At 46.5% G+C, this 21778-nt stretch carries 18 protein-coding genes and 1 other RNA gene; 10 read left to right on the top strand and 9 right to left on the bottom strand.

Annotated elements, in window-relative coordinates:
* Positions 1-62: 62 nt before the first annotated feature.
* The gene (locus L5M38_RS09270) at positions 63-389 is read right to left on the bottom strand and encodes a YraN family protein (protein ID WP_105250524.1); all 327 of its coding nucleotides are present in this window, start codon (positions 387-389) and stop codon (positions 63-65) included.
* On the bottom strand, positions 386-2281 hold the full coding sequence (locus tag L5M38_RS09265) for a penicillin-binding protein activator (RefSeq protein ID WP_219251812.1): 1896 nt from the start codon (positions 2279-2281) through the stop codon (positions 386-388). Before L5M38_RS09265 ends, L5M38_RS09270 begins: the two co-directional genes overlap by 4 nt.
* Before the next feature lie 88 nt (positions 2282-2369).
* Here L5M38_RS09265 and rsmI point away from each other — a divergent pair, with 88 nt between their 5' ends.
* The 5 genes from rsmI (at position 2370) to L5M38_RS09240 (ending at position 5104) form a co-directional block, all read left to right on the top strand.
* The gene (rsmI, locus tag L5M38_RS09260; protein ID WP_105250522.1) at positions 2370-3212 is read left to right on the top strand and encodes a 16S rRNA (cytidine(1402)-2'-O)-methyltransferase; all 843 of its coding nucleotides are present in this window, start codon (positions 2370-2372) and stop codon (positions 3210-3212) included.
* A 65-nt stretch (positions 3213-3277) separates the two neighbouring features.
* An RNA gene (rnpB, locus tag L5M38_RS09255) (RNase P RNA component class A) lies at positions 3278-3629 on the top strand.
* Between the two features lie 372 nt (positions 3630-4001).
* Positions 4002-4325 carry a DUF883 C-terminal domain-containing protein gene (locus tag L5M38_RS09250; RefSeq protein WP_113941447.1) on the top strand — a complete coding sequence of 108 codons (324 nt, stop codon included), beginning with the start codon at positions 4002-4004 and terminating at the stop codon, positions 4323-4325.
* A gap of 9 nt (positions 4326-4334) precedes the next feature.
* Positions 4335-4838, top strand: coding sequence for a hypothetical protein (locus tag L5M38_RS09245; RefSeq protein ID WP_263178918.1), 504 nt, complete (start codon positions 4335-4337; stop codon positions 4836-4838).
* Between the two features lie 11 nt (positions 4839-4849).
* A complete protein-coding gene (locus L5M38_RS09240) occupies positions 4850-5104 on the top strand; it encodes a hypothetical protein (RefSeq protein WP_113941445.1) in 255 nt (84 codons plus the stop codon).
* Between the two features lie 28 nt (positions 5105-5132).
* Here L5M38_RS09240 and L5M38_RS09235 read toward each other — a convergent pair whose 3' ends face one another.
* Positions 5133-5759 carry a TetR/AcrR family transcriptional regulator gene (locus tag L5M38_RS09235; RefSeq protein ID WP_263178917.1) on the bottom strand — a complete coding sequence of 209 codons (627 nt, stop codon included), beginning with the start codon at positions 5757-5759 and terminating at the stop codon, positions 5133-5135.
* Between the two features lie 238 nt (positions 5760-5997).
* On the opposite strand from L5M38_RS09235, the gene L5M38_RS09230 reads away from it, so the two are divergent.
* Positions 5998-6702 (top strand): DJ-1/PfpI family protein, encoded by a 705-nt coding sequence (locus L5M38_RS09230; protein ID WP_263178916.1) that lies wholly within the window; start codon positions 5998-6000, stop codon positions 6700-6702.
* A gap of 65 nt (positions 6703-6767) precedes the next feature.
* Here L5M38_RS09230 and L5M38_RS09225 read toward each other — a convergent pair whose 3' ends face one another.
* Positions 6768-8414, bottom strand: coding sequence for a hypothetical protein (locus L5M38_RS09225; RefSeq protein WP_263178915.1), 1647 nt, complete (start codon positions 8412-8414; stop codon positions 6768-6770).
* Positions 8415-8605: 191 nt separating this feature from the next.
* Entirely contained in the window at positions 8606-9826 is a 1221-nt protein-coding gene (locus L5M38_RS09220; protein ID WP_105250515.1) for a threonine/serine exporter ThrE family protein, read from the bottom strand.
* Between the two features lie 157 nt (positions 9827-9983).
* Between L5M38_RS09220 and L5M38_RS09215 the strand changes: the two genes are divergently transcribed.
* From L5M38_RS09215 to gntR, 3 genes are all read left to right on the top strand, one after another.
* Complete coding sequence (locus L5M38_RS09215) at positions 9984-10394, top strand: MAPEG family protein (RefSeq protein WP_263140982.1); 411 nt, start codon at positions 9984-9986, stop codon at positions 10392-10394.
* Between the two features lie 215 nt (positions 10395-10609).
* Positions 10610-13051, top strand: coding sequence for a YgiQ family radical SAM protein (locus tag L5M38_RS09210; protein WP_263178913.1), 2442 nt, complete (start codon positions 10610-10612; stop codon positions 13049-13051).
* A 222-nt stretch (positions 13052-13273) separates the two neighbouring features.
* Entirely contained in the window at positions 13274-14272 is a 999-nt protein-coding gene (gene gntR / locus L5M38_RS09205; protein ID WP_263178912.1) for a gluconate operon transcriptional repressor GntR, read from the top strand.
* Between the two features lie 53 nt (positions 14273-14325).
* On the opposite strand, the gene gntU is transcribed toward gntR, so the two are convergent.
* Positions 14326-15669 carry a gluconate transporter gene (gene gntU, locus L5M38_RS09200; RefSeq protein WP_263178911.1) on the bottom strand — a complete coding sequence of 448 codons (1344 nt, stop codon included), beginning with the start codon at positions 15667-15669 and terminating at the stop codon, positions 14326-14328.
* Positions 15670-15754: 85 nt separating this feature from the next.
* Here gntU and L5M38_RS09195 point away from each other — a divergent pair, with 85 nt between their 5' ends.
* Positions 15755-16315: a gluconokinase gene (locus L5M38_RS09195; protein ID WP_263168381.1), complete on the top strand. Its 561-nt coding sequence runs from the start codon at positions 15755-15757 to the stop codon at positions 16313-16315.
* A 374-nt stretch (positions 16316-16689) separates the two neighbouring features.
* Here the strand turns inward: L5M38_RS09195 and L5M38_RS09190 are convergent, their stop codons facing one another.
* From L5M38_RS09190 to speF, 3 genes are all read right to left on the bottom strand, one after another.
* Positions 16690-17844: a porin gene (locus L5M38_RS09190; protein WP_263168383.1), complete on the bottom strand. Its 1155-nt coding sequence runs from the start codon at positions 17842-17844 to the stop codon at positions 16690-16692.
* A 124-nt stretch (positions 17845-17968) separates the two neighbouring features.
* Positions 17969-19288, bottom strand: a complete 1320-nt coding sequence (potE, locus tag L5M38_RS09185; protein WP_105250509.1) for a putrescine-ornithine antiporter — start codon at positions 19286-19288, stop codon at positions 17969-17971.
* Positions 19289-19374: 86 nt separating this feature from the next.
* Positions 19375-21537, bottom strand: coding sequence for an ornithine decarboxylase SpeF (gene speF / locus L5M38_RS09180; protein WP_263168384.1), 2163 nt, complete (start codon positions 21535-21537; stop codon positions 19375-19377).
* Between the last annotated feature and the right edge of the window lie 241 nt (positions 21538-21778).

The following is a 21778-nucleotide window of genomic DNA, read 5'->3' as shown; positions in this document are numbered from 1 at the left end:
ACAAGCGTGTTGAGGCACAGACGTTAAAATAATTTGTGTAGTCACTCTTTCACTATTGGCGCTTAAAAGGCATCGACCAGCCAATGAATTTGATCGGCTTCCATGGCGATGACATCGAAACGACAGGGCACATCGAGTCTATTGAGTTGTAAATAGTGGCTAGCCGCTTTGCGAATTCGCGAAATCTGCGCGCTGCTTAGGGCCTGTAATGCGCCGCCATATTGATTTGCCGAACGATACTTCACTTCGACAAATACCCAATGGTTTTTATGGCGCATGATTAAATCAATTTCCCCAAACGGATAGCGGACATTACGTTCGACAAAAGTTAAGCCTTGTTGTTCAAGGTAACGTTGGGCGTGCGATTCTGCCTGCTGTCCGAGTGTCATAACTGGCGGAAGCTACCTCTTTCATAACGCCCCCAGCTTAATTGGCGGTTGACTATGCCATCTGGACTGACAGATAAAGCACCACTGCGACCATTGAATTGATAACCCGTGAATGAGCGCATTTGCGCTAAACGGCCGATCAAATCCATTGCATCATAACCCATAACAAACAAACGTTTCTGACTGTTATTCCAGCCCGAAAATAGTGTGTTGACCATCAGATTTTCTTCGCCGTTTTGCATTAGCCAAGGTGCGTCGCTTAGGGTCAGGTTATTTAAATCCTGCGCCGTTTGTGTGCTTTCATTTTCAACTCGGCTGCGGCTTGAGGTATATAAAGGCACAGGTTGTGTGAAAACGCTAAAGTTTACGTCGATAAAGGCCTTGAGCAGGGTTAGATCCTGTGGCGTTGAAATCATATAAATGGCATCAATATCTTGGCGCGAGCGGAAGTCGGCTTGTACTGAATTGCCTAACAGTTCTTTAATACGGGCGATCCGCTCTTGGCTATCGCGCACGCCAAGGGCATCTTGTACTGTGGTGCGCATTTTATCACCTCCATCGAAGTAGTGAACTTCGACAGGGTTATCGCTCTTCTTTTTCCATGCTTGAATAAAGCTTTCGGCCATGCGTTTGCCAAGGGCATCGTTACTGGCGAGCAGTAACGGCATAGTTACGCCATCTTGATATAAATGCTCGGCCGCATCGGCCGCCTCTTGTGCGGGAGATAATGCAAAGTAGAACTTATTCGGATCGGGGGTGAACTTATCTACTTGATTTAAATATAGTTGTGGCACAGGCGTAGCAGGTGCTGTATTGGCCGTTTTGTCTGGGTTAGCAGTATTAGTCACCGCATTAGTGGCGGCAGTGTTTGCCGCATTGCTCACTTGCAGTTGTTCAATTTCAGTAGGCAATAATGGGCCAATAATAAATTCGGCTCCCGCAGTTAGCGCCTGTTGGTAAGCGCTGGCAGCATCGTTTGCCGTGTCATAAAAGTTGACTGCGACTTGGTCATTTTGCTTTGCCATGTAACTGGCTAATATGCCTTGGCGAATTGCATTGGCAGCGTTAGCTCTTGGGCCCGTCAGCGGCAACAGCACAGCAATGTTTTTTGGCGTAAATGGCTTAGCGTTTAAGGCTCTGTCAAGATCGGCGGGTAGCTTAGCCGCTGCAGGATGATAAGGATTTTGTTTCTGCCATTCGCCTAAGTAGCGTACTAACTGTGTCGGATCGACAGCATAATGCTTCGCGATATAAGCCAATTGCAACCAACCCGTAAACACAGGAGTCTTAGCATCTTGGGTAAAGGCTTTTAAGGTTTGTTCGTGCATTGGCTGCAGCACTTGCCAAATCGCGTTATTCACCTCGTTGGCTTGGGCGGGGGGCAAGTAAGTCGTCAGTAAACTCAGTTCACGCACTTGCTCAATAGGCTGTTTATTCAATTGATATAAATGCGCCTTGAATTGGTGATAAGCCGTCATCTGCCAGCTTGGCAAACTCCAATTGCTTGGATAATTGAGAACTTTAAGTGCATCACTATAGGTGGACGTGTGTTCAAGCACGCGCGCGGTCAAGTATTTATGTTCGGCCAAAAATGTTGGGCTCTGATTCAAGCTTGGCTGTATCGATTTAAGTAGCTTCTGCGCTGCTGCGTAGTCGTTGGCATTGATGTAGGCATGGGCTGCGAGCAGCAGATTAGTATCGCGCTGCTGCGGATCTTTGCTATTGGCGGCTTGTGCCAAATACACATTGGCCGACAAAGGTGCGGATGCTAAAGAGGTGGCCACTGTGGGTGCAGTTCCGGTCGAGGTGGGCGTTGAAGTGCCACAACCCGCCAAGATTACCGATAAAATGGCCACGGAAACGAACTTAGTTGTATTCAGGCTTTTTAACACTGGGCTTCACTCTGGTAAGATGCAGCCTCTAGTTTAACCTTCTCTCGCGCTTGACGAAAGTCTTGGCACTGTCATTACAGAGGTATATATGGACCAAAGCGTCGCACTCTACATAGTTCCTACTCCCATAGGTAATTTGGGCGATATGAGCTCACGGGCAATAGAGGTGCTGAATCAGGTTTCATTGATCGCCTGTGAAGATACTCGCCACAGCGGTAAGTTATTGAGCCACTTTGGTATTACTACAAAAACTACGGCGCTGCATGATCATAACGAGCGTGCTCGTGCCCAGTGGATTGTCGATCAGCTTGCAGCTGGGTTGTCAATTGCATTAATTTCAGATGCGGGTACCCCGCTGATTTCCGATCCGGGTTATCACTTGGTCTCCCATGTGCGCCAATCTGGGTTTAATGTGATCCCTTTGCCCGGCCCTTGCGCGGCAATTACCGCCCTGAGCGCCTCGGGTTTGCCATCGGACCGTTTTTCTTTCGAAGGTTTTCTGCCCTCTAAAGAAAAAGCCCGCGCTGATAAGTTATTGGCATTGAAAGAAGATCCGCGCACGCTGATATTTTATGAATCACCACACCGCATTGAGCACAGTCTAACGACTATGGTTGAAGTGCTTGGTGGCGAACGCCATGTCGTCATGGCGCGTGAAGTGACCAAAACCTTCGAAACTTTTTTATCTGGCCCTGTCTCAGAGGTGCTTGCCACCGTAAGTACTGACCCGAATCAGCAGAAGGGTGAAATCGTGCTTATGGTGCATGGCTACCATTTGAGTGATGACGAAGCGATTCCCACCGTCGCTATTAATACGCTCAAACTCTTATGTGAAGAATTGCCATTGAAGAAAGCCGCAGCAATTGCCGCGCAAATTCATGGACTTAAAAAGAATGCTCTGTATAAATACGGCCTAGAGTCTGATTTATAAGCGCTAAAACGGTTACGAGCGGATTATCTGTGGTGCATCAGGGTGGCTTAGGCTATAATCCGCGCCGAGTTGGCCAGACAGTCGCCGCGTTCGCAAGAACGGGGAGGAAAGTCCGGGCTCCAAAGAGCGGGGTGCCAGGTAACGCCTGGGCGGTGCGAACCGACGACAAGTGCAACAGAGAGTAGACCGCCTGCCTGATTTATCAGGTCGGTAAGGGTGAAAGGGTGCGGTAAGAGCGCACCGTGCGGCTAGCAATAGTTCGTAGCAAGGTAAACTCCACCCGGAGCAAGACCAAATAGGGTTCCGTATGGCGTGGCTCGCGTTGGAACCGGGTAGGTCGCTTGAGCCTGTGAGCGATTGCAGGCCTAGATGAATGACTGTCCAAGACAGGACCCGGCTTATCGGCCAACTCACCTCATTCAACAAAAAGCCCGTTTGTCGTAATGACAAACGGGCTTTTTGTTTTTTAATTTATACGGTAATGATAAATTTTATTTGATTAACTCATTAAAAAATCAGAGTTATCTTGTTCTCCAGTACATTCAGTCTATCGCTTATTTAGCTTTCAGTTTAGCCGCCATTACAGCCATTTCTAGTCTTTCTTCGTTGTAGGTAAAAATTACTCAATGCAGGTAACATCTACCGTTAACTTGGAGGGTTAATAGAAATAAAGTAGTTCCAACCTTTTGTTTTTATGAGTTTATATTGTTTGGTATAGCCATTGCATTGGTTTGTACGCAAAGTGCAGCATCTTGTTGCATTGCACAGTGTTCACCAAGGAGGCTTTCTATGGCCAGTTCAAAAAGCGTAGCAGAACAAACTAACAGTAAAGATAGCGGTGCTTTAAATTCACCCACAACAGCGAAAGCAACTGAAGTGACGCACCATGCTGTTGATGCTGTAGCAGAGAAAGCCGCAGTTGCAGAAGACACTTTGCGTAAAACGGCGGCTAGCTCACAGGAAACTCTGGCGCTCAAGCAGGAGGAAATCAAATTACAACTGCAAAGTTCTTATAGCAAAACCCGTGAGTTGGCAGCGCAAAATCCATTGGCCACAGCTGGGATTGCCTTTGCCGCTGGCGTGGTATTAACGGCTTTATTGCGCCGTCGCTAAGGTGGATTTATGCAAAACCGTGCAAGGTCAGAGGCGCCAGAACAAAGGCCCGTCCAGCATAGTGCGCAAACCGCCAAAACTGGGCAGACAGCATCAGCTGCTGCCCAGCATAAAGTTATTGATCAGGCAATGGAGCAACTGGCTGAAATAGCTGTTCTTAGCAGTTCAGTGAAGCAAGCTTATCTCGAGCAGTTGAAGTTGGCTGGGGAAATAGCAACGGCAGAATGGCGGTTAACAGGGCGTAGCCTCATTATTGCTGCGGCTTTAGTCGTCTGTTTTGGTACTGGCATTACGTTATTCTGGGGCAGTATTTTATTGCTGCTGGGCTATATGCTGTTTCAATTGAGCGGTTCGTTATTGGCCACAGTGAGCGCTTTGGTGGTGCTACAGTTTGTTTTATTGCTTTGGTGTTGGCGTAGTCTTGGCTATGTGCTGTCACAAACTGGCTTTTCGAAGACTTGGCAGCAATTACAGCTTTTGCTCTCGACTCGAGAGTCGGAACATCAAAAATAGGAGGTGCGAGTATGCTAATTCAACAGTTGCTTAAAAAACAGCAGTTGAAGCTGACTGTGCTGACGGAACAAGGCCAGTTGCAGCATGATTTGTTACTGATGAGGAAACGACAATTAGCGCAAAGCAGTCGTGATTTTATAGGATCGACGCCAGGTTTAATCGTCAGTTTTAGCCTTGGCTGCCTGTTTCAAATGCGCCACAACAGCACTGTAAAACTACTGCGTAGCACCTTTGGTTTGCGTTGGATTACCAAACTCATTGCTTGAGAATGATGTAAATGCCGTGATTTTTACCTTAATGATTTCCATTGGTGTAGGTTTCGCTGCTATTAGTTGTCGTCAATGCCGCTACAATTATGCCTCGAGTCAGTAAGTGTAAGTATTTTGCTTGTTGTATAGGACAAGGTGTGGGACTGGCGATAAGTTGTTGAATTTGGCTTAAATAAAGAGCTGCTATGCTATGGGCTAATGTGTAGCTTGGAATAATAAATTCGTCAGTGTTGAAGGTGTTGATCAATTTATTTTCGATATGTTGCACAAGTTTAGTTTGTAATTGTTTAGTTGCTGCATCGAGGTCGCTACCTAGTCTAAATGACATGGAGCGGCGAAACATGCTGTTTCGGCTAAAAGTAATAAGCAGTTTTTCCAATGAGGGTGGTGTGTTAGTTGAAAGCCAGTCTTCGGTTGACCGTAGATCTTCAAAGATATTTTCAAAAATATTTTGATGTAGTGCAATAAGAATATCCAACTTGCGTTTGAAGTAGCGATAAAACGTCGTGCGCCCGACATCGGCTTTGTGCGCAATATCTGCCACTGCAATATCACGATAATCTTGTTGTTTAAGCATTTCCTTGAAAACGTGGAGAACCTTGAGCATCGCTCGCGGGCTTTGTTTTATGCGCATGTGGGGCTTGGTGTGCATACTGGATTTTGCTCCAAATTCAATTCAAGCGTTTGATTATACATTAGCCTCAATGGCTCTTGTGTTGTGATTTTTGCTTAAGTGGAACAGATAGGCTCAGGTGTACCATTTGAAACATTCGGGCGAGTTTGTGTCTGATGGTTAAGAATAATGGGCTTTATAGTGACGGTCATAGGGTTAACTGCAATGACAGTGTTACCTGAAATATGAAATTGTCACTACCTATGGAGAATCTGTGATGAGTGAAAATATTGAAGCTGCTCAAAGTGATAAAACAAATCATCCAATCAAACACAAATTAAGAGTAGGTATTTTTCTTTATCCCGGCATGACGATGCTCGATGCCTATGGGCCACTACAGTTTTTAGCCTTTGTGCCATCATTTGAAACCTTCACTTTTGCGAAAACCAGCACGCTATTACCCTGTGATGCGGGCGTTAACTTACAACCTAATTACGATTTCGATAATTGTCCGCCGATAGATATCCTTTTAGTGCCTGGGAGCGCAAATCCTTTAGTGCAAATACAGGATGAGCAAGTCATTTCTTTCTTAAAATGCAAGGGGGAGCAAGCACAATACATTACATCTGTATGCACTGGTGCCTTGATTCTTGCGGCAACAGGTTTACTTAATGGTTATCGCACGACCACTCACTGGGCTTATGCTTCAGTATTGGCACAATATCCTCAAATTACCTTTGAAAATAAACGTATTGTGATTGACCGTAATAGGATCAGTGGCGGCGGTATTACTGCAGGGCTCGATTTTGCTTTGGCACTCATTGCCAATATAGAGGGTGAACAACAGGCTAAAACACTGCAGTTATTGTTTGAATATGATCCTAAACCGCCCTTTAATAGCGGTTCTCCCATATTGGCAGACGCTTCTCTGGTACAGAGAGTTGAGCAGGAGGTTAGGCAGATAGCGTCAGGATTATTTTAGGCCACAAGGCGTCAAGGATTGTCTTAAAAAGTACATAGTTCATACGATTATTATGTACCTTAGGTTTAAAAACTGCTTTTCACTAGGAATCGCCATTCCCAGCTGTTTACTGACTCGCCGCCCGTATAAGGGAGTGAAAAATCAATATGGGCTACGTTGCCATAGCTGGATCGAGAGGAATAAATCCGCGCGCCTATGCCTATGCTACCCAGTGGACCGCTGACTTCGTTATTCTCGGCGAGTTGGCCGCCGGAGGCTTGACCCAGATCGGCAAAGACTGCCCAGCCTAATTCAGCCAGTTGGTATAAGTTGATATTGGGGTAGTTGCGTATCTCGGCGGTCAGTAACCACTGATTATCCCCTTGTTGGTATTCGTTTGGATAACCGCGCACGCCAGTTTCATCCCCTAATCCTTTTGTTAGATCCAGATAAGTGTTCTGTGAAAGGCTAGCCCAAGCTTTGCCATAAGCCGTCCACTTAGGATGGATTTGATAGAAGTATTCGGCTTGAATATCGACCTTATAAGTATCTTTTTGGGTGGTGCCGATAGTGCTTGTTCCCCTCATTTCTAACAGCCACAGTTGATCGTTAAACTTATACCCGCCAGTGCTTTGCCAGTTAACGTGGTAGCCTAAGGGATTATTATCACCTATATCATTGGTTTCTATACCGAATTGCAAATAGTGATGCCAACCTAAGTTAAAGTCTTCATTGTTGGTGATCAGGTGAACATTATTCAGTACGTGGAAATCATCTTCGATAAACTCGTAGGCGACCCAAGGGTACATAAAGTCCCTGTCTTGAGGGAGCATGGAAGTAGGATAGCGCTCAGAATGGATAAACTCGTGCTTGTCTTGGGTGACACCAGTAATAAAGCGAGAAAGGTGCTGACTGTTTTTATTAATTAACCAGCCGTATTGCAGATTGAGATAGTCGACTGTGTGTGTGAACTCATTCACCTCTTGCCCATTTTGTCTGAGGGTATCTGTACGGTTATCGTCTAAAAACTCCGCCGAATACATGGTACTCGTATTGAGGGAATAGAAGGGCTTACTCACATAAACGTGTTTAGCTTGGCCGTCGCTATTGTCGTAGAACTCCGCGGCAACTGTGCCGTGTTCAATAATGCTGAGCGGAGCTTCGAAAGCAAATTTATAGCCATTCCGGGATTCATTGGATTGATATTTAAGTCGAGTGCGGATCCCCGTTCCAAGCAAGTTGTCTTCTTTGAGCCCGAAGGAGTAGCGGGTGTCGCCACCTGAACTACTCAAACTCGCTGTCGGTAATAATGACCAATTATCCCAGGTCTCCACCACCACGGACTCAACGGATGGATCGACATCGGCTTGGGGATCTTTTTCTGCGATATAAATTTTCGCATCGCGAATGTAAGGCATTGCCCGCAAAAGTCGTTGGGATTCGTCGAGATCTTTTTGTGTAACAGTATCATTTTCGCTGAAGGTTAGATTATCGAGAACCACATATTCTTTGGTATTGATATGCAGGGCGTTAGCCCAGCTGTGAATGAAAAAAGCATCGGGATCTGACTCATCGAAAATGGGGTTGTTGACCACCACAATCTTGCTGACTTTTTGTTTTGTTTGATCTTGGTTTGCGGGATCGGCGAGCTTAGCCTCTTCTGCTTGGGCAACCCTGATTAGGTTGCCAACACAACAAGATAGGATGCATGCATACTGAAAAAATTTCTGCATAAAAGGCCACTCCCATGAAATCGACGACTGCAGCGAAAACAATTTCACGTTGCAATTCACAATTTAATAACACATGGAAAACGAGTGTTAGTCAAGGAAACATTTTAATAAGTTTCTTATTTTACTTAAGGTTAGCTTAAGATTATCTTGAGGTAGCGGCTGGGCGCGGGCTCCAGCCGGATTAGCGATTGTTACAGTGTACGCCTAGGTGGGACAGCGACGTTAGCAAAGATGAGCCCCGCAATCAGCGACATAAAAATCAAAAAGATTTGCGAGCCTATGTGCGACTGATTGAGCATGGTCTCACCTGAGATCAGTGCATTGAGTCCGATATAGGTTTTACTGCCGGGGACTAAGATCACTATTCCCTGCAACAGGGCGATGGAGGCAGGCGCCTTCATCCAGCGGGCGAAGAGGTTAGAATAAATTCCTACTGCCAAGGCACCAAAGAAGATCCCCACCGAATCACCAAAATAATGTCCGCCGAGCATGGCTGAGAAAAACGCCACTATCCCAGCCAATACGCCCCAAGGCGAATCTTGCATCCGTGCTTTGAAGATAAAAACCAGCGCCATAGATAGAATCGGAACCGCCGACCATATCGCCCAGCGAGGTAAACCCTCAGGTTCTATGTGAATCGCTTCGCCGAACATAGCTTTACCGATTGCCATGCCGAGCACTGCGCCAAAGTACAGCTTAAATAATTGCATGCTCGCATCCATGATGCGCGCCGTGCCAGAAATTAAATCCCGTGCGGCGAGTTCAGCTAAACCTAAGGTTAAGGCTAAGCCGGGAATAAAAATAATAATGGAGGAGAGGATTACTACTGGGATATTAATATTTGGATCGATACGCGCTATGCCACAGGCTGCGATGGCGCAAAGGATAGTGGCGAAGGGTTCGAGCACTTCGGCCATGCGGGCCGAGCGTTCGGCACGGTATACCAAGCCATAGACGAATAAGCCTAATAATCCTGACCAAAATACATCGTTCCAACCCGTGCCCATCAGCATAGCGAAAGCGGCGGCAGAAGTTCCAAAAGAAAAGCAAGTTAATACAGGGCCATAGGGATTGGGTTTATTGGCGATTTCTTCTAAGCGATCTAAGGCCTCGGCCAAAGTGCGTTTACCTGAGGTTAACTCATCGACCAATTCATCGGTGCGGGCGAGTGAGCCTAAATCGAGTTCACCGGGCTTAACGCGAGCGGCATGGTTATATTCTTGATCGGTATCATGTTGCAAAACGAAGGTCATCGACGTCGGAGAAATAAGGAAATAGCCTTCGATACCTAAGGTGCGAGCAACGGTTTGTAAGTGGGTTTCTAGACGATAAGCGGGTGTGCCAAACTTATGCAAGGCTTTGCCTAGCTTTATGATAAATCTGCGTTTTTCGATAAACTCGTCGTTATCCAATCGGGGTATTCACTGTATAAAAAGTTGTAGGGAATGACGCGCGCATATTAACCTATCTTGTCTATAAAAGGTTAATGGCTTTTAACCTTAATACAAATAAATTGCTGATTTTTTGCAGCTCGGGCTATAGTCAGCTTTTTGATAAGGGGAAATAGGCATGTCTTTGATGGTAACGGGTCTTTACGCTAGCCTCACAGGGCTATTAATTGTCGCTTTGGCTTATCGAGTAGTGAAATTAAGGCGAGGTCAGAAAATCGGCCTAGGGGATGGTGGTAACAGCGCCTTAGCTTTGGCTAATCGAGTGCATGTTAACCTGATTGAAAATGCGCCTATCGTATTGATTTTAATGCTGGTGGCCGAAGCGGGTGGCTTGCCTGCATTTTATTTACACTGTTTTGGGACTGTGTGGATAGTGGCGCGCTTACTCCATGCTATTGGCTTAACTCAAGGCCAAGGTGGTTATCATTTTGGTCGTTTTTGGGGCGTATTGCTCACTTGGCTAGTGATTATCAGTTTGGCGTTGGTGAATTTGCTGCATTTTGCTCAAGGTTTAGGAAAGGGTCTCTAGGCTCGCAGGTTTGGGCGGTCAGTTCCGCCCTAAGCCATATCCATAGCGGATTTAGGGGTATTACGCTTCCGGCTCAAATACCCCTGAAAATGCCTCGATTGGTGTTTTTTTAATCGCATCTATCCTCCATTCCCTGCTATACTCCGCGTCCCTAAATTGGCGTAACTTATTTTCGTGGCGCCTTTATTTGACATTACGTTTTCGGGTCACAATCCATGCAAGTTGAATCCACACTCTTTAGTCATCCCAAGTATTGGGCCACGGGCGACAGCACTGCGCCTTTCTTACCTATGTCTCGCAAGGAGATGGATAAGCTTGGTTGGGATAGCTGTGACATCATCATAGTCACAGGCGACGCTTATGTGGATCACCCAAGCTTTGGCATGGCAGTGATCGGCCGTATGTTAGAGGCTCAAGGTTACCGAGTTGGGATTATTTCCCAGCCAGATTGGTCGAGCAAAGACGCCTTTATGCAATTGGGTCGTCCAAATCTGTTTTTTGGCGTCACCGCCGGCAACATGGATTCGATGATTAACCGTTACACCGCAGATCGTCGTTTACGTTCTGACGATGCTTATACCGCGGGTGATATTGGCGGCAAGCGCCCAGATCGCGCCGTGACTGTGTACACCCAGCGTTGTAAAGAAGCCTTTAAAGATGTGCCTGTGATTATTGGTGGTATCGAAGCCAGTTTGCGCCGCATCGCCCATTACGATTATTGGTCGGACAAAGTACGCCGTAGTGTGATTTTCGATGCTAAGGCCGACATTCTGATGTACGGCAATGCCGAGCGTCCTTTAGTCGAAGTGGCACGCCGCTTAGCTGCCGGTGAACCAATAAGCTCGTTGCATGATGTGCGTGGCACAGCCGTTATCCGTAAAGAGCCGCTGCCCGAATGGCGTGGTATGGACTCGCGCAAGATTGACCAACTGCACAAGATAGAGCCGTTGCCGAATCCTTACGGCGCCGATGATGTGGGTTGTGCTAACTTGTCCGGCCCGTCGGATGTGAAGATATTCGATAACGAAGCCCCTAAGCCAATTAGCGTTCAGCCGCCTAAACCTAAGCCATGGGATAAAACCTATGTGCTGCTGCCAGCGTTTGAAAAAGTCTCTGAAGACAAATACTTATATGCCCATGCTTCACGGATTTTACACCAAGAGCAAAACCCAGGTTGTGCCCGCGCGTTATTTCAACCCCATGGCGACCGCGCCGTTTGGGTGAATCCGCCCGCATGGCCGCTCAATACCGATGAGATGGATGCCGTATTCGATTTACCTTACCAGCGTATTCCTCATCCGATTTACGGCAAGGAAAAAATTCCTGCCTATGACATGATCAAGACGTCTATCAACATCATGCGTGGTTGCTTTGGTGGCTGTTCTTTCTGCTCGATTACCGAGCATGAAGGTCGAATCATTCAGAGTCGCTCACAAGAGTCGATTGTTAAAGAAATCAAAGATATTCAGGAAAAAGTGCCTGGCTTTACTGGGGTGATTTCCGATTTAGGTGGCCCAACCGCCAACATGTATCGTTTAGGTTGTACTAGCGAAAAGGCCGAAAAAACCTGTCGGCGTTTATCCTGTGTGTTCCCATCGATTTGCGGCCACTTAGGCACAGATCATAAACACACTATCGACCTGTACCGCGCGGCGCGTGCCGTCCCTGGCATCAAGAAAGTATTGATTGCCTCTGGCGTGCGTTACGACTTGGCGATCGAAGATCCGGCTTACGTTAAAGAGTTAGTGCAGCACCATGTGGGCGGCTACTTAAAAATCGCCCCTGAGCATACCGAAGAAGGTCCGCTCAGCAAGATGATGAAGCCCGGCATGGGCGCCTACGATAAGTTTAAAGAATTGTTCGACAAGTTTTCTAAGGAAGCGGGTAAAGAGCAGTTCCTGATCCCTTACTTTATTTCGGCGCATCCAGGCACGACCGACGAAGACATGGTGAACTTAGCGCTGTGGTTGAAGGAGCGTAAGTTCAAGCTCGACCAAGTACAGAACTTTTATCCGTCACCGATGGCGAATGCGACCACGATTTATCATACCGAGTTAAACTCGCTGAAAAACGTCAAGCACACCAGCGAAGTGGTATCTGTGCCGAAGAAAGGGCGCCAACGTCGCTTGCACAAAGCATTGCTGCGTTATCACGATCCTGCGGGTTGGCCATTGATCCGTGAAGGCTTAACCGCCATGGGGCGTGAAGACTTGATCGGTAATAGTCCGCATCAGTTAGTGCCGCCAGAAGGTCGAAATGAGCGCGGACCTAAGTGGATGAAAGATGCCAACCAAGGCCAAAAAGCCTTTACTCGCTTCTCGGGCAATCAGTTTGATGACCGCAAGGGCGACGGTAAATCTAAAAGTGCAGCTAAAGGCGGCGCGCAAGCTCAGGCTGGTGCTGAGTCAAAACCAGCCGCTAAAGGCGGAAAACCCGCAGCGAATGGCGCTAAGCCAACGGGATCTAAACCAACTGGCTCTAAACCCAGCGGAGCCCATTCGAGCCGTCCGGGAGCAAAAGCGCCCTTCGGCCAGTCTGGTTTTAAGGCAAGTGGCTCTCAAGCTAAAAGCGGTTCTCAGGCTAAAGGTGGAAGTCCATCAAAGAGTGGTGGTAAACCAGCAGGTAAGCCATCTCAAGGTCGCCAACAGGCCAAGTAATCACTTTTCGCCATCACAAATAATGTTTAAAGGCTGCTCCAGATATGGTTTGGAGCGGCCTAGCTAGCATGGTCATTCCGCTAAAATAGTCCTCAACTGGTATCGCTGGGCGAACTATTATAAGATCCCTGTCTGATGTTTATGTCTACTATTTGTTTATATTCGATATTTTAGCTATACATCTCACCCATATCCGCTGTTCGTTAACTAACATTAGATATTATGAATAAAAAGCGTAGACCCAGTCTTCAAGACGTTGCCGATCAAGTTGGGGTCACCAAAATGACGGTGAGTCGCTATTTAAAAAATCCAACAAGGGTGGCGCAAAGCACTCAAGAGAAGATTGCTGTCGCACTAGAAACCTTAGGTTATATTCCTAATCGCGCTCCGGAAATTTTAGCGCAAGCAACTAGTCGCGCCATTGGCGTGTTAGTGCCTTCGTTAACCAACCAAGTATTTGCTGAAGTGCTGCGCGGTATCGAGAATGTGACCGGCAAACGCGGTTATCAAACCATGCTGGCTCACTACGGGTATCAGGCCGAATTAGAAGAAGAGCGGGTGGCATCACTGCTCTCTTACAATATTGATGGCTTACTCTTGTCCGAAAGTTACCACACGCCGCGTACCGTGCGAATGATTGAAACGGCAGGCATTCCGGTCATCGAAATGATGGATAGCGTGTCGCCTTCGATTCAACAGTGTGTGGGTTTCGATAACACAGCGGCCGCATGCGAAATGGTTAAGGCTATGATTGCACAAGGCTATCGCCACATTGCTTACCTAGGTGCGCGCATGGATATTCGCACTCAGCTTAAGATGCGAGGCTACGAGTTAGCGATGCAGGAGGCTCAGCTCACACCTTTGGCTATGACCACAAATGAGGCCTCGTCGTTTTCCTTGGGGGCGTCGTTATTGCAACAAACATTAGCGAAATATCCCTATGTGGATAGTTTTTTCTGCACCAACGATGATTTAGCGGCGGGGGTGATATTTGAGTGTCAAAGACAAGGCATCAAGATCCCTGAACAAATTGGCGTTGCAGGGTTTCATGGCCATGATATTGGCCAATCTATGACGCCAAAATTGGCGAGCATTATTACGCCGAGAAAAGAGATTGGTCGAATTGCTGCTACTGAGCTATTAGACAGGTTAAATGGCAAAGAGAGAGCAGAATCGGTTATCGATCTGGGCTATCGTATTGATTTAGGGGAAACACTGTAGACTTCCCCTCGTTCTTTCGCTTAACGACTTATGTTTGTCATCACAGGTTATCGTTAGAGAAACGCAGAGATGATGACTGCGACTATGCCGCCCGTCGTACCTATAATGGTCTCCATCACAGTCCACGTTTGCAGCGTTTGTTTTTCTGATAATCCAAGAAAACGGTTAGCGAGCCAGAAGCCTGAGTCATTAACGTGCGAGAGCACAATCGAACCTCCGCCAATGGCAATCGTAATTGCCGCCAATTGAGCACCATCTAAGTTTAGTGGTTCAAGTATTGGGATGATAAGGCCGCAAGCCGTTAACATGGCCACGGTTGCCGACCCTTGGATCACGCGCACCGACGCCGACAAAATAAATGCCAGTATTACAATCGGTAATCCCGAACCTGCCAACATATTGCCTAATGCATCGCCGACACCCGAGTCAATCAGCACTTGCTTGAACACGCCACCAGCACCGGTGACGAGAATAATGATCCCAGCAGGTTGTAACGCACTGCTACAGATTTCCATGATGCGCTCATTGGGAATATTGCGTCTAACGCCTAGCACATAGAATGCGATTAAACAGGCTACTAAAATGGCGGTGAAGGGATGACCTATCAAGGCGAGCCAATTATGCAGATCGGATTTTTCATCAATAAAGCGTGACACAACTGTCTTTAAACCGATAAGCAGCAGTGGGAACACCACAATACTGATTGATAGCGCGAATGAGGGGATCGGTCCGCCTTCTCGTTCACCTTTTTCCTGCTGCTCGTGGGCAGGCAGCTCAACATGGACTTTTTGGGAGATGAGGCTGGCAAAGAGTGGGCCGCCTAGAATCATCGCCGGAATCGATGCCAATAAACCGAAGACTATCATGTAGCCAAAGTCGGCCTTGAGCTGGGAAGCGACCAAAATAGGCCCTGGTGCAGGGATGAGAAATGCCTGACAAGTGGCAATACCCGCGAGCAGTGAAATACCAATTTTAACGACGCTGCCGCCCCCTTTACGAACCACGGCAAAGGCGATGCCAATCAGCAGTACCACAGCAACGTCGAAGAAGAGGGGGAGCGCACAGATAAAGCCTGTAAAGGTCATGGCCCAGTGAGCTTTGTCGTTACCAAATTTATTCAGCAGTGTATGGGCTATCTGATCTAGCGCGCCAGTCTCTTCCATTACCCGGCCAAACATGGCTCCCAAAGCGACCACCACCGCAACAAAGCCCAGTGTTCCCCCCATACCTTGTTGAATCGTATTGGTAATATCAGCTGGGTTCATACCAGAGAAAAGGCCGGCAATGATCGACACCAGTATCAGTGATACTACTGCATGTAATCTCACTTTCATCACTAAGAACAGTAGCAGGGCGATTGAACCCAGTGCTGTCAGAATCAATGACATATCAGACATAAGAGGACTTTTCCTTGTTAGTTAAGTTGTCCACATTTTTGTAGGTTACCGGTAACATGTTACCCGTAATATGGTAGAGTGGGAAGTGACTAAATTCGAGAATTGGCATGAGGTTAACAAAGTGACTGAGAGAAAAAAAGGCAATAGCTATGTGTTCATGGGCGTCTCTAGTTGTGGCAAATCTTCGATTGGTGCCGCGGTCGCTGAGGCGTTAGAGACGAAATTTATCGATGGTGATGACCTGCATCCTAGAGCCAATATTATCAAGATGAAATCTGGCTCACCGCTCAATGATAGCGATCGTGCTCCTTGGCTTGAGCGCATCAACGACGCTGTGTATAGCATTGAGCAAAAGGGTGAAGAGGGGGTTATTGTCTGCTCTGCACTGCGTCGTCAGTATCGTGACTTAATCCGTCAGAACAACAGCAAGCTGGTGTTCATTCATCTATACGGAGATTTTGAATTAGTCAAAACACGCATGTTTGCCAGAAAAGCCCACTTCATGCCGATTGAGCTACTCAAGAGTCAGTTCGACACGCTGGAAATGCCCGCGACTGATGAAGCTGACGTTATCCAAGTGAGTATAGATGGCACTTTCGAAGAAGTCGTACAACGCTGTATTAATGCGATAAATGGCGAAGGGTAAGGTCAACGTTGGCCATTGAAGTCAAGCGCAAAGTCGTAATGCACATCGGCTTAAACCGCTCAATTTTTTAGAAAAAAAGCCACTCCAGAAACTAACTTGGAGTGGCGTAGAGATAATGGTAAGCCTGCGGTACCATCCAATGAGTGTTACGGCGAGCGTTTGTAGACGGAACGTGCGCCGCACCTCAGCCTCAAATAAGCTCACGCATATGAGCGATGACGCGAGCTGCCTATCCTGCTAAACATGATTTAACTCAACATGTGATTAGAACTGTCACTAAAGACTGTTACTCAAAATCGTCCTGCTTCATGCGACTAAGCAATGCCAAAGTAGAATGAGCGCTTTAGAAACCTTAGCTAACATCTCCTTTAGTCCTAAAAAAAGTAGTTAATCCCCACTGCGAAGCTGTTGTCTTCCTGTGCTTCGAGTGCAGGATCATCCATATCACTGAAATCTAGCTTCATCTCGGCAAACATCACAGTGTCGTTACTGTAGCGATAATGCAGCCCCAGCATGGCAAATTGGCGAGTCCATTGACCTTGAATCGGCGTAGCTACATCTGTGTCTAAATCTAAATAACTGAGTACAACCATAGGCACAAAACCGTTGTCGAATTGATAGGCCGTCATCAACTCGACACCAGTGGCGTCGTAGAGATCGCCGTTGACCAGTTCATTATTTTTACTTTTGTGAGCGTTAAAGCCCACATAGAGACCGTTGGCCTCACGTCCTTCGGCATAGTGATAGTAGTCACCATACATGGCACCAATGCCGACAATTTCATTGGTTTCATCGACTTGAGTATTGCCTAAGTGGCCTTCAAAATCGCCGCGGTTAAAACCTGCGAGTAGCTTAAATTTATCGGTTACCGCATAAGTGATACTGGCGCCGTAGCTGCTGTCAAAACTCAGTTCTGAGTTGGTCATCTCGCTACCGTCATCGTTCTTTAGGCTGACATCACCATTGGTTTTGGCGGCATATTGCAGGGCGATTTGTACTGGACCTAAATTATTACGGTAAATGAAGGCGGAATCGGCACGGCCTGTACCTGTGAGGCTGCCATCACCGAAGGTGTAAGCGCCAACGCTGTAACCTGCAAATACGTTCGGTAAATCTGTCGTGCCTGCGACATCGTAATAGGCACCCCATTGTTTACCGAAACTCAGGTTGCCCCATGTATCATGGGACATGCCAACATAACCTAAGCGGTTATAGAGAAAATCATCGGTTTTTTCGGCGGCGAGTTTGCCCCCTTGCATCACTAGCCCATCGTCGCTGGAGACCATGTTGATCCCCCATTCTGTGGTAGCAAAAGCGGTCCAACCATTTTTCTCGCTGCGCTCGAAGCTGAATCTTAGGCGTGACGAGTCGTCGATAACTGAAGTATCGTGGCTGTCATTTAATGCTGCAAACCCTAACCAACCCGTTAAATCTAAGGTATTTTTTTGATCTTTATAGAGTTCAACCGCCTGACTGCTGGTGGCCGTTAATAGCATAGGTAACACTAAAGCGAGACAAGTCTTATTCATAAATCCCCCGATAATGAGCAAGTATTCTCCAGGGGATCATAGGCTTGGCCTATGATCCCAGAGTTATCGTTAGTCGTGATGTGGATGTTGGTATTAATTGTTTCCGATCATGCGTTAGCCGTATTTAGGCTGGACGTGTGTCGGCAACAGGCGCTTGGTTTGAGATCACGCCGAAAATAGTCCAACCGAAGAAGGTGGCTATGGCGCCAAGCATCACTGCGGTTTCGCCAGAGCTGTACAAAGCATAGAAGCTATACAACGCACCGATTACGGCGATCACGTTGGCAACGCGGGCTTTATTGATAGGCACTTTTTGCTGTCTTTGCATTATGCCAAGCGCGGCCATAGATAAGATATAAGGCACAATGTTGGTGACGACGGCGAGGTTAACGAGTGCTTCGAACTGCTTACTCAGTGATGGGCTAATGGTCATCAGCGATAATGCTGTTTGGATCGAGACGATAATAGTCATGCCCCAAATTGGCGCATCGGCTTTGCTGACTTTAGAGAAAATTTTAGGAAAAAATCCTTCATCGGCAGAGGCTTTAAACACTTGGGCAATAGTGAACTGCCAACCTAAGAGTGATCCAGTACAGGAGATAATGGCGCAGGCCATCACGATTTTACCGACCACAGGATTAAACATTTGTGCGAAGGCTAAACCGAATGGCGCATTCGACATGGCAAGCTCGGCGTTTGGCACAATACCGGCAATGACGTTAGTGGAAACGATATAAATCACTGCTGCACCTAAGGTTCCGCCCATCACGGCGATAGGTACGTTTTTTTCTGGGTTATCGACGGCTTCGGAGTTTGCACAGGCCGATTCTAAACCGAGGAACGCCCACAAAGTCATAGCGATAGAACCGCCTAACGCTTTGAAGAATGGCATATCATGCGGGTTCCATGCACCTTTATAGAGGTCGATGTCAAACCAGAACCAACCAATTAAAGATACGCCAATCACTGGCAGAATAATTCCCCACACAGTCACGCTACTGACGCGACCCGTGATGCGGGCACCACCGAAGTTAGCAATGGTTGCCAACCAAAGTACACCAATGGTCGCAAGACAAATTGCCATCGGGCTTAAGTTAACTTCCAGCAACACGGCAGCGTAACCCACGGCAGAGATGGCAATCGCGACGTTGGCGATTAACAGCGAGACGGCATAGGTGTAGTTGGCCATAAAGTTGCCAGAACGGCCGAAGGCATACTCGGCATAACCGCCCATACCACCGGATTTTTTACTGAACATACCGCACTTAGCAAAGGCGAAGGCGAGGGCCGTTGACCCTGCAGCTGTTACTAACCAAGATAAAATGGAGATAGTACCGACTTGAGCTAATTGGGTTGGCAGCATAATAATGCCCGAACCCATCATGTTGACTATGGTGATAATAGTTAATTGGACGACGCCAATTTTATTTTCTGATTTACTCATACTAATAACCTAATTTAGGTGACTTATTATAGGAGGCATGAATTTGACTGCAGAGTGGGGTTAATAAACTCTGCAGTCAGTCTTCATTATTTATTTAGTACATAGCCCATTGCTTGAATTTTGCCGTCTGCGGTATTTTCGAGATAAACACCTTGCAGTTCTGGTGAGAATCCAGGTAATAGGTTGATGCCATCTTCAAGGGCAAGGAAATAACGCTGAACAGAACCGCCCCATATTTCACCTGGCACCATACATAACACGCCTGGTGGGTAAGGGAGCGCGCCTTCTGCTGCAATTCTTCCTTCAATTTGCGAGAGTGGGACTAATTCTACTTTGCCACGAATAAACTCTAGGTTTGCTTCCTGCGGGTCCATCACTTTTGTAGGGAAATGTGCTTTACGGAACATTTCTTTCTGCAGTTGTTTTACGTCATGGCTGACATAAAGATTGTGCATTTCTTGGCAGAGTTGACGGATAGAATAGTCTTTATAACGGGCTTTATTGGCGTTATAAACGTTAGGTAATACTTCAGATAATGGCGCATCTTCATCGACTAATTTCTCGAAACGAGATATTTGTGATACCAGATGTTGCATCTTGGCCATATCTTCCGCAGGTGTCATCAGGAATAAAATCGAATTCAAGTCGCACTTCTCTGGAATAATATTATTTTCCCGTAAGAAGTTAGCCAGAATAGTCGCTGGAATACCAAATTCGGTATATTTGCCTGTTTCAGCATCTATGCCCGGTGTTGTTAATAAGAACTTACAAGGGTCAACAAAGTATTGGCCTTTTTCATAACCTTCGAAGGAGTGCCATTTCTGACCAGGTTCGAATTCGAAGAAGCGTAAGTCATCGGCCATTTGTTCGGTTTCATAGTCTTGCCATAGGCGGCCATCGATCATTGTTGGCACGAATGGTTTGATATATTTACACTTTTTGAGCAATAGCTTACGTGCTTCGATACCCGCTTTTACCGCTTCGCGCCACAGATAACGACCGCTTGCGCCTTCATGCATTTTCGCATTTACATCTAGCGCCGCAAATAAAGGATAGAAGGGACTGGTAGAGGCATGCATCATAAAGGCGTTGTTGAAGCGTTTATGGTTGCAATATCTATCTTGGCCTTTGATATGTTTATCTTTTTTATGGATTTGCGAGGTTTGTGAGAAACCCGCCTGCTGTTTATGCACCGACTGAGTCACGATAATGCCTGGATCTTCAGCAGTCAGTTCGAGCAAGAGTGGTGAGCAGTCATTCATCATCGGGATGAACTGTTCATAACCCACCCAAGCCGAGTCAAATAAGACGTAGTCACAAAGATGGCCAATTTTATCAATCACTTGTCGAGCATTGTAGATGGTGCCGTCATAGGTGCCGAGTTGGATTATCGCCAAGCGGAATGGGCGTTTTTCATCGGCTCTTTCTGGCGCGACTTCACGAATTTGCTCTCTTAAATAGGACTCTTGAAAACAGTGGGCATCAATGCCACCAATAAATCCGAAGGGATTACGTGCCGTTTCTAAATAAACAGGTGTAGCACCTGCTTGAATTAATGCGCCATGGTGGTTTGATTTGTGGTTATTGCGGTCGAATAACACTAGGTCGCCTTTCGCTAACAGCGCATTAGTCGCGACTTTATTTGATGACGAAGTGCCGTTAAGTACGAAATAGGTTTTATCGGCATTAAAAACTTTGGCAGCGTATTTCTGTGCTTCCAGTGGAGCGCCTTCATGGATCAGTAAATCACCCAGTTTCACGTCGGCATTACACATATCCGCGCGGAAAATTGTTTCGCCAAAAAAGTCGAAGAATTGGCGGCCCACAGGGTGTTTACGGAAGAATTGTCCGCCTTGGTGACCAGGACAGGCAAAGGTAGAGTTACCCATTTCGACGTATTTTTTTAACGTACCGAAGAAAGGTGGCAATAGCGCTTGTTCATATTTACTTATTGCAGTCTCAACCTGTTTTCCGTAGAAGTCAGTGTTATCACCGCAGAGTTCAAATACCCCTGTAATCGATGAGCAAACATCATCAGGGAAGGTTTCTTCACAGCAAACTGAAACGAAAATGGGCAGTTTCAATCCGGTGTTTTTAATCTTTTCAACAATACCATTTCTAACATCATCAACAGAGACGACAGCCGCGCCCACATCGCAAAAATCTGTGGTTAATACATTGACAACTTCTCTGTCGATATCGAAACAAGATCTAACAGATAAGCTAGCGGCTACTTTTAATGATTTCATAGTTAATTTCCCTTTTACTTTATAAAAAATAGATACAAGTGTGCCTATATCTAATTAAAAACATTAATGGTATGAAATTAGATATAGCTATTCCGTGCGCAGATTAAATGTGGTTATGCCAAAGTTACGAAATAAATATGAGTAGAAATATATTTATTGAGCGTATGAATAGCTTAGCCGCAGTAAAACTGCACTGATAAAAGAATGCTTTGATTAAGGTGTTAGATAATAAACCAAATGA

Source organism: Shewanella sp. SM101 (assembly GCF_025654465.1).
Classification (GTDB): domain Bacteria; phylum Pseudomonadota; class Gammaproteobacteria; order Enterobacterales; family Shewanellaceae; genus Shewanella; species Shewanella oncorhynchi.
This window is presented reverse-complemented; position numbering and strand designations above follow the sequence as displayed.

What these genes read in the sequence shown, in the direction of transcription:
- L5M38_RS09270 (WP_105250524.1), bottom strand. Translation starts at nt 389, where the DNA reads ATGACACTCGGACAGCAGGCAGAATCGCACGCCCAACGTTACCTTGAA.
- rsmI (WP_105250522.1), top strand. Translation starts at nt 2,370, where the DNA reads ATGGACCAAAGCGTCGCACTCTACATAGTTCCTACTCCCATAGGTAAT.
- L5M38_RS09250 (WP_113941447.1), top strand. Translation starts at nt 4,002, where the DNA reads ATGGCCAGTTCAAAAAGCGTAGCAGAACAAACTAACAGTAAAGATAGC.
- L5M38_RS09245 (WP_263178918.1), top strand. Translation starts at nt 4,335, where the DNA reads ATGCAAAACCGTGCAAGGTCAGAGGCGCCAGAACAAAGGCCCGTCCAG.
- L5M38_RS09240 (WP_113941445.1), top strand. Translation starts at nt 4,850, where the DNA reads ATGCTAATTCAACAGTTGCTTAAAAAACAGCAGTTGAAGCTGACTGTG.
- L5M38_RS09235 (WP_263178917.1), bottom strand. Translation starts at nt 5,759, where the DNA reads ATGCACACCAAGCCCCACATGCGCATAAAACAAAGCCCGCGAGCGATG.
- L5M38_RS09230 (WP_263178916.1), top strand. Translation starts at nt 5,998, where the DNA reads ATGAGTGAAAATATTGAAGCTGCTCAAAGTGATAAAACAAATCATCCA.
- L5M38_RS09225 (WP_263178915.1), bottom strand. Translation starts at nt 8,414, where the DNA reads ATGCAGAAATTTTTTCAGTATGCATGCATCCTATCTTGTTGTGTTGGC.
- L5M38_RS09215 (WP_263140982.1), top strand. Translation starts at nt 9,984, where the DNA reads ATGTCTTTGATGGTAACGGGTCTTTACGCTAGCCTCACAGGGCTATTA.
- L5M38_RS09210 (WP_263178913.1), top strand. Translation starts at nt 10,610, where the DNA reads ATGCAAGTTGAATCCACACTCTTTAGTCATCCCAAGTATTGGGCCACG.
- gntR (WP_263178912.1), top strand. Translation starts at nt 13,274, where the DNA reads ATGAATAAAAAGCGTAGACCCAGTCTTCAAGACGTTGCCGATCAAGTT.
- gntU (WP_263178911.1), bottom strand. Translation starts at nt 15,669, where the DNA reads ATGTCTGATATGTCATTGATTCTGACAGCACTGGGTTCAATCGCCCTG.
- L5M38_RS09190 (WP_263168383.1), bottom strand. Translation starts at nt 17,844, where the DNA reads ATGAATAAGACTTGTCTCGCTTTAGTGTTACCTATGCTATTAACGGCC.
- potE (WP_105250509.1), bottom strand. Translation starts at nt 19,288, where the DNA reads ATGAGTAAATCAGAAAATAAAATTGGCGTCGTCCAATTAACTATTATC.
- speF (WP_263168384.1), bottom strand. Translation starts at nt 21,537, where the DNA reads ATGAAATCATTAAAAGTAGCCGCTAGCTTATCTGTTAGATCTTGTTTC.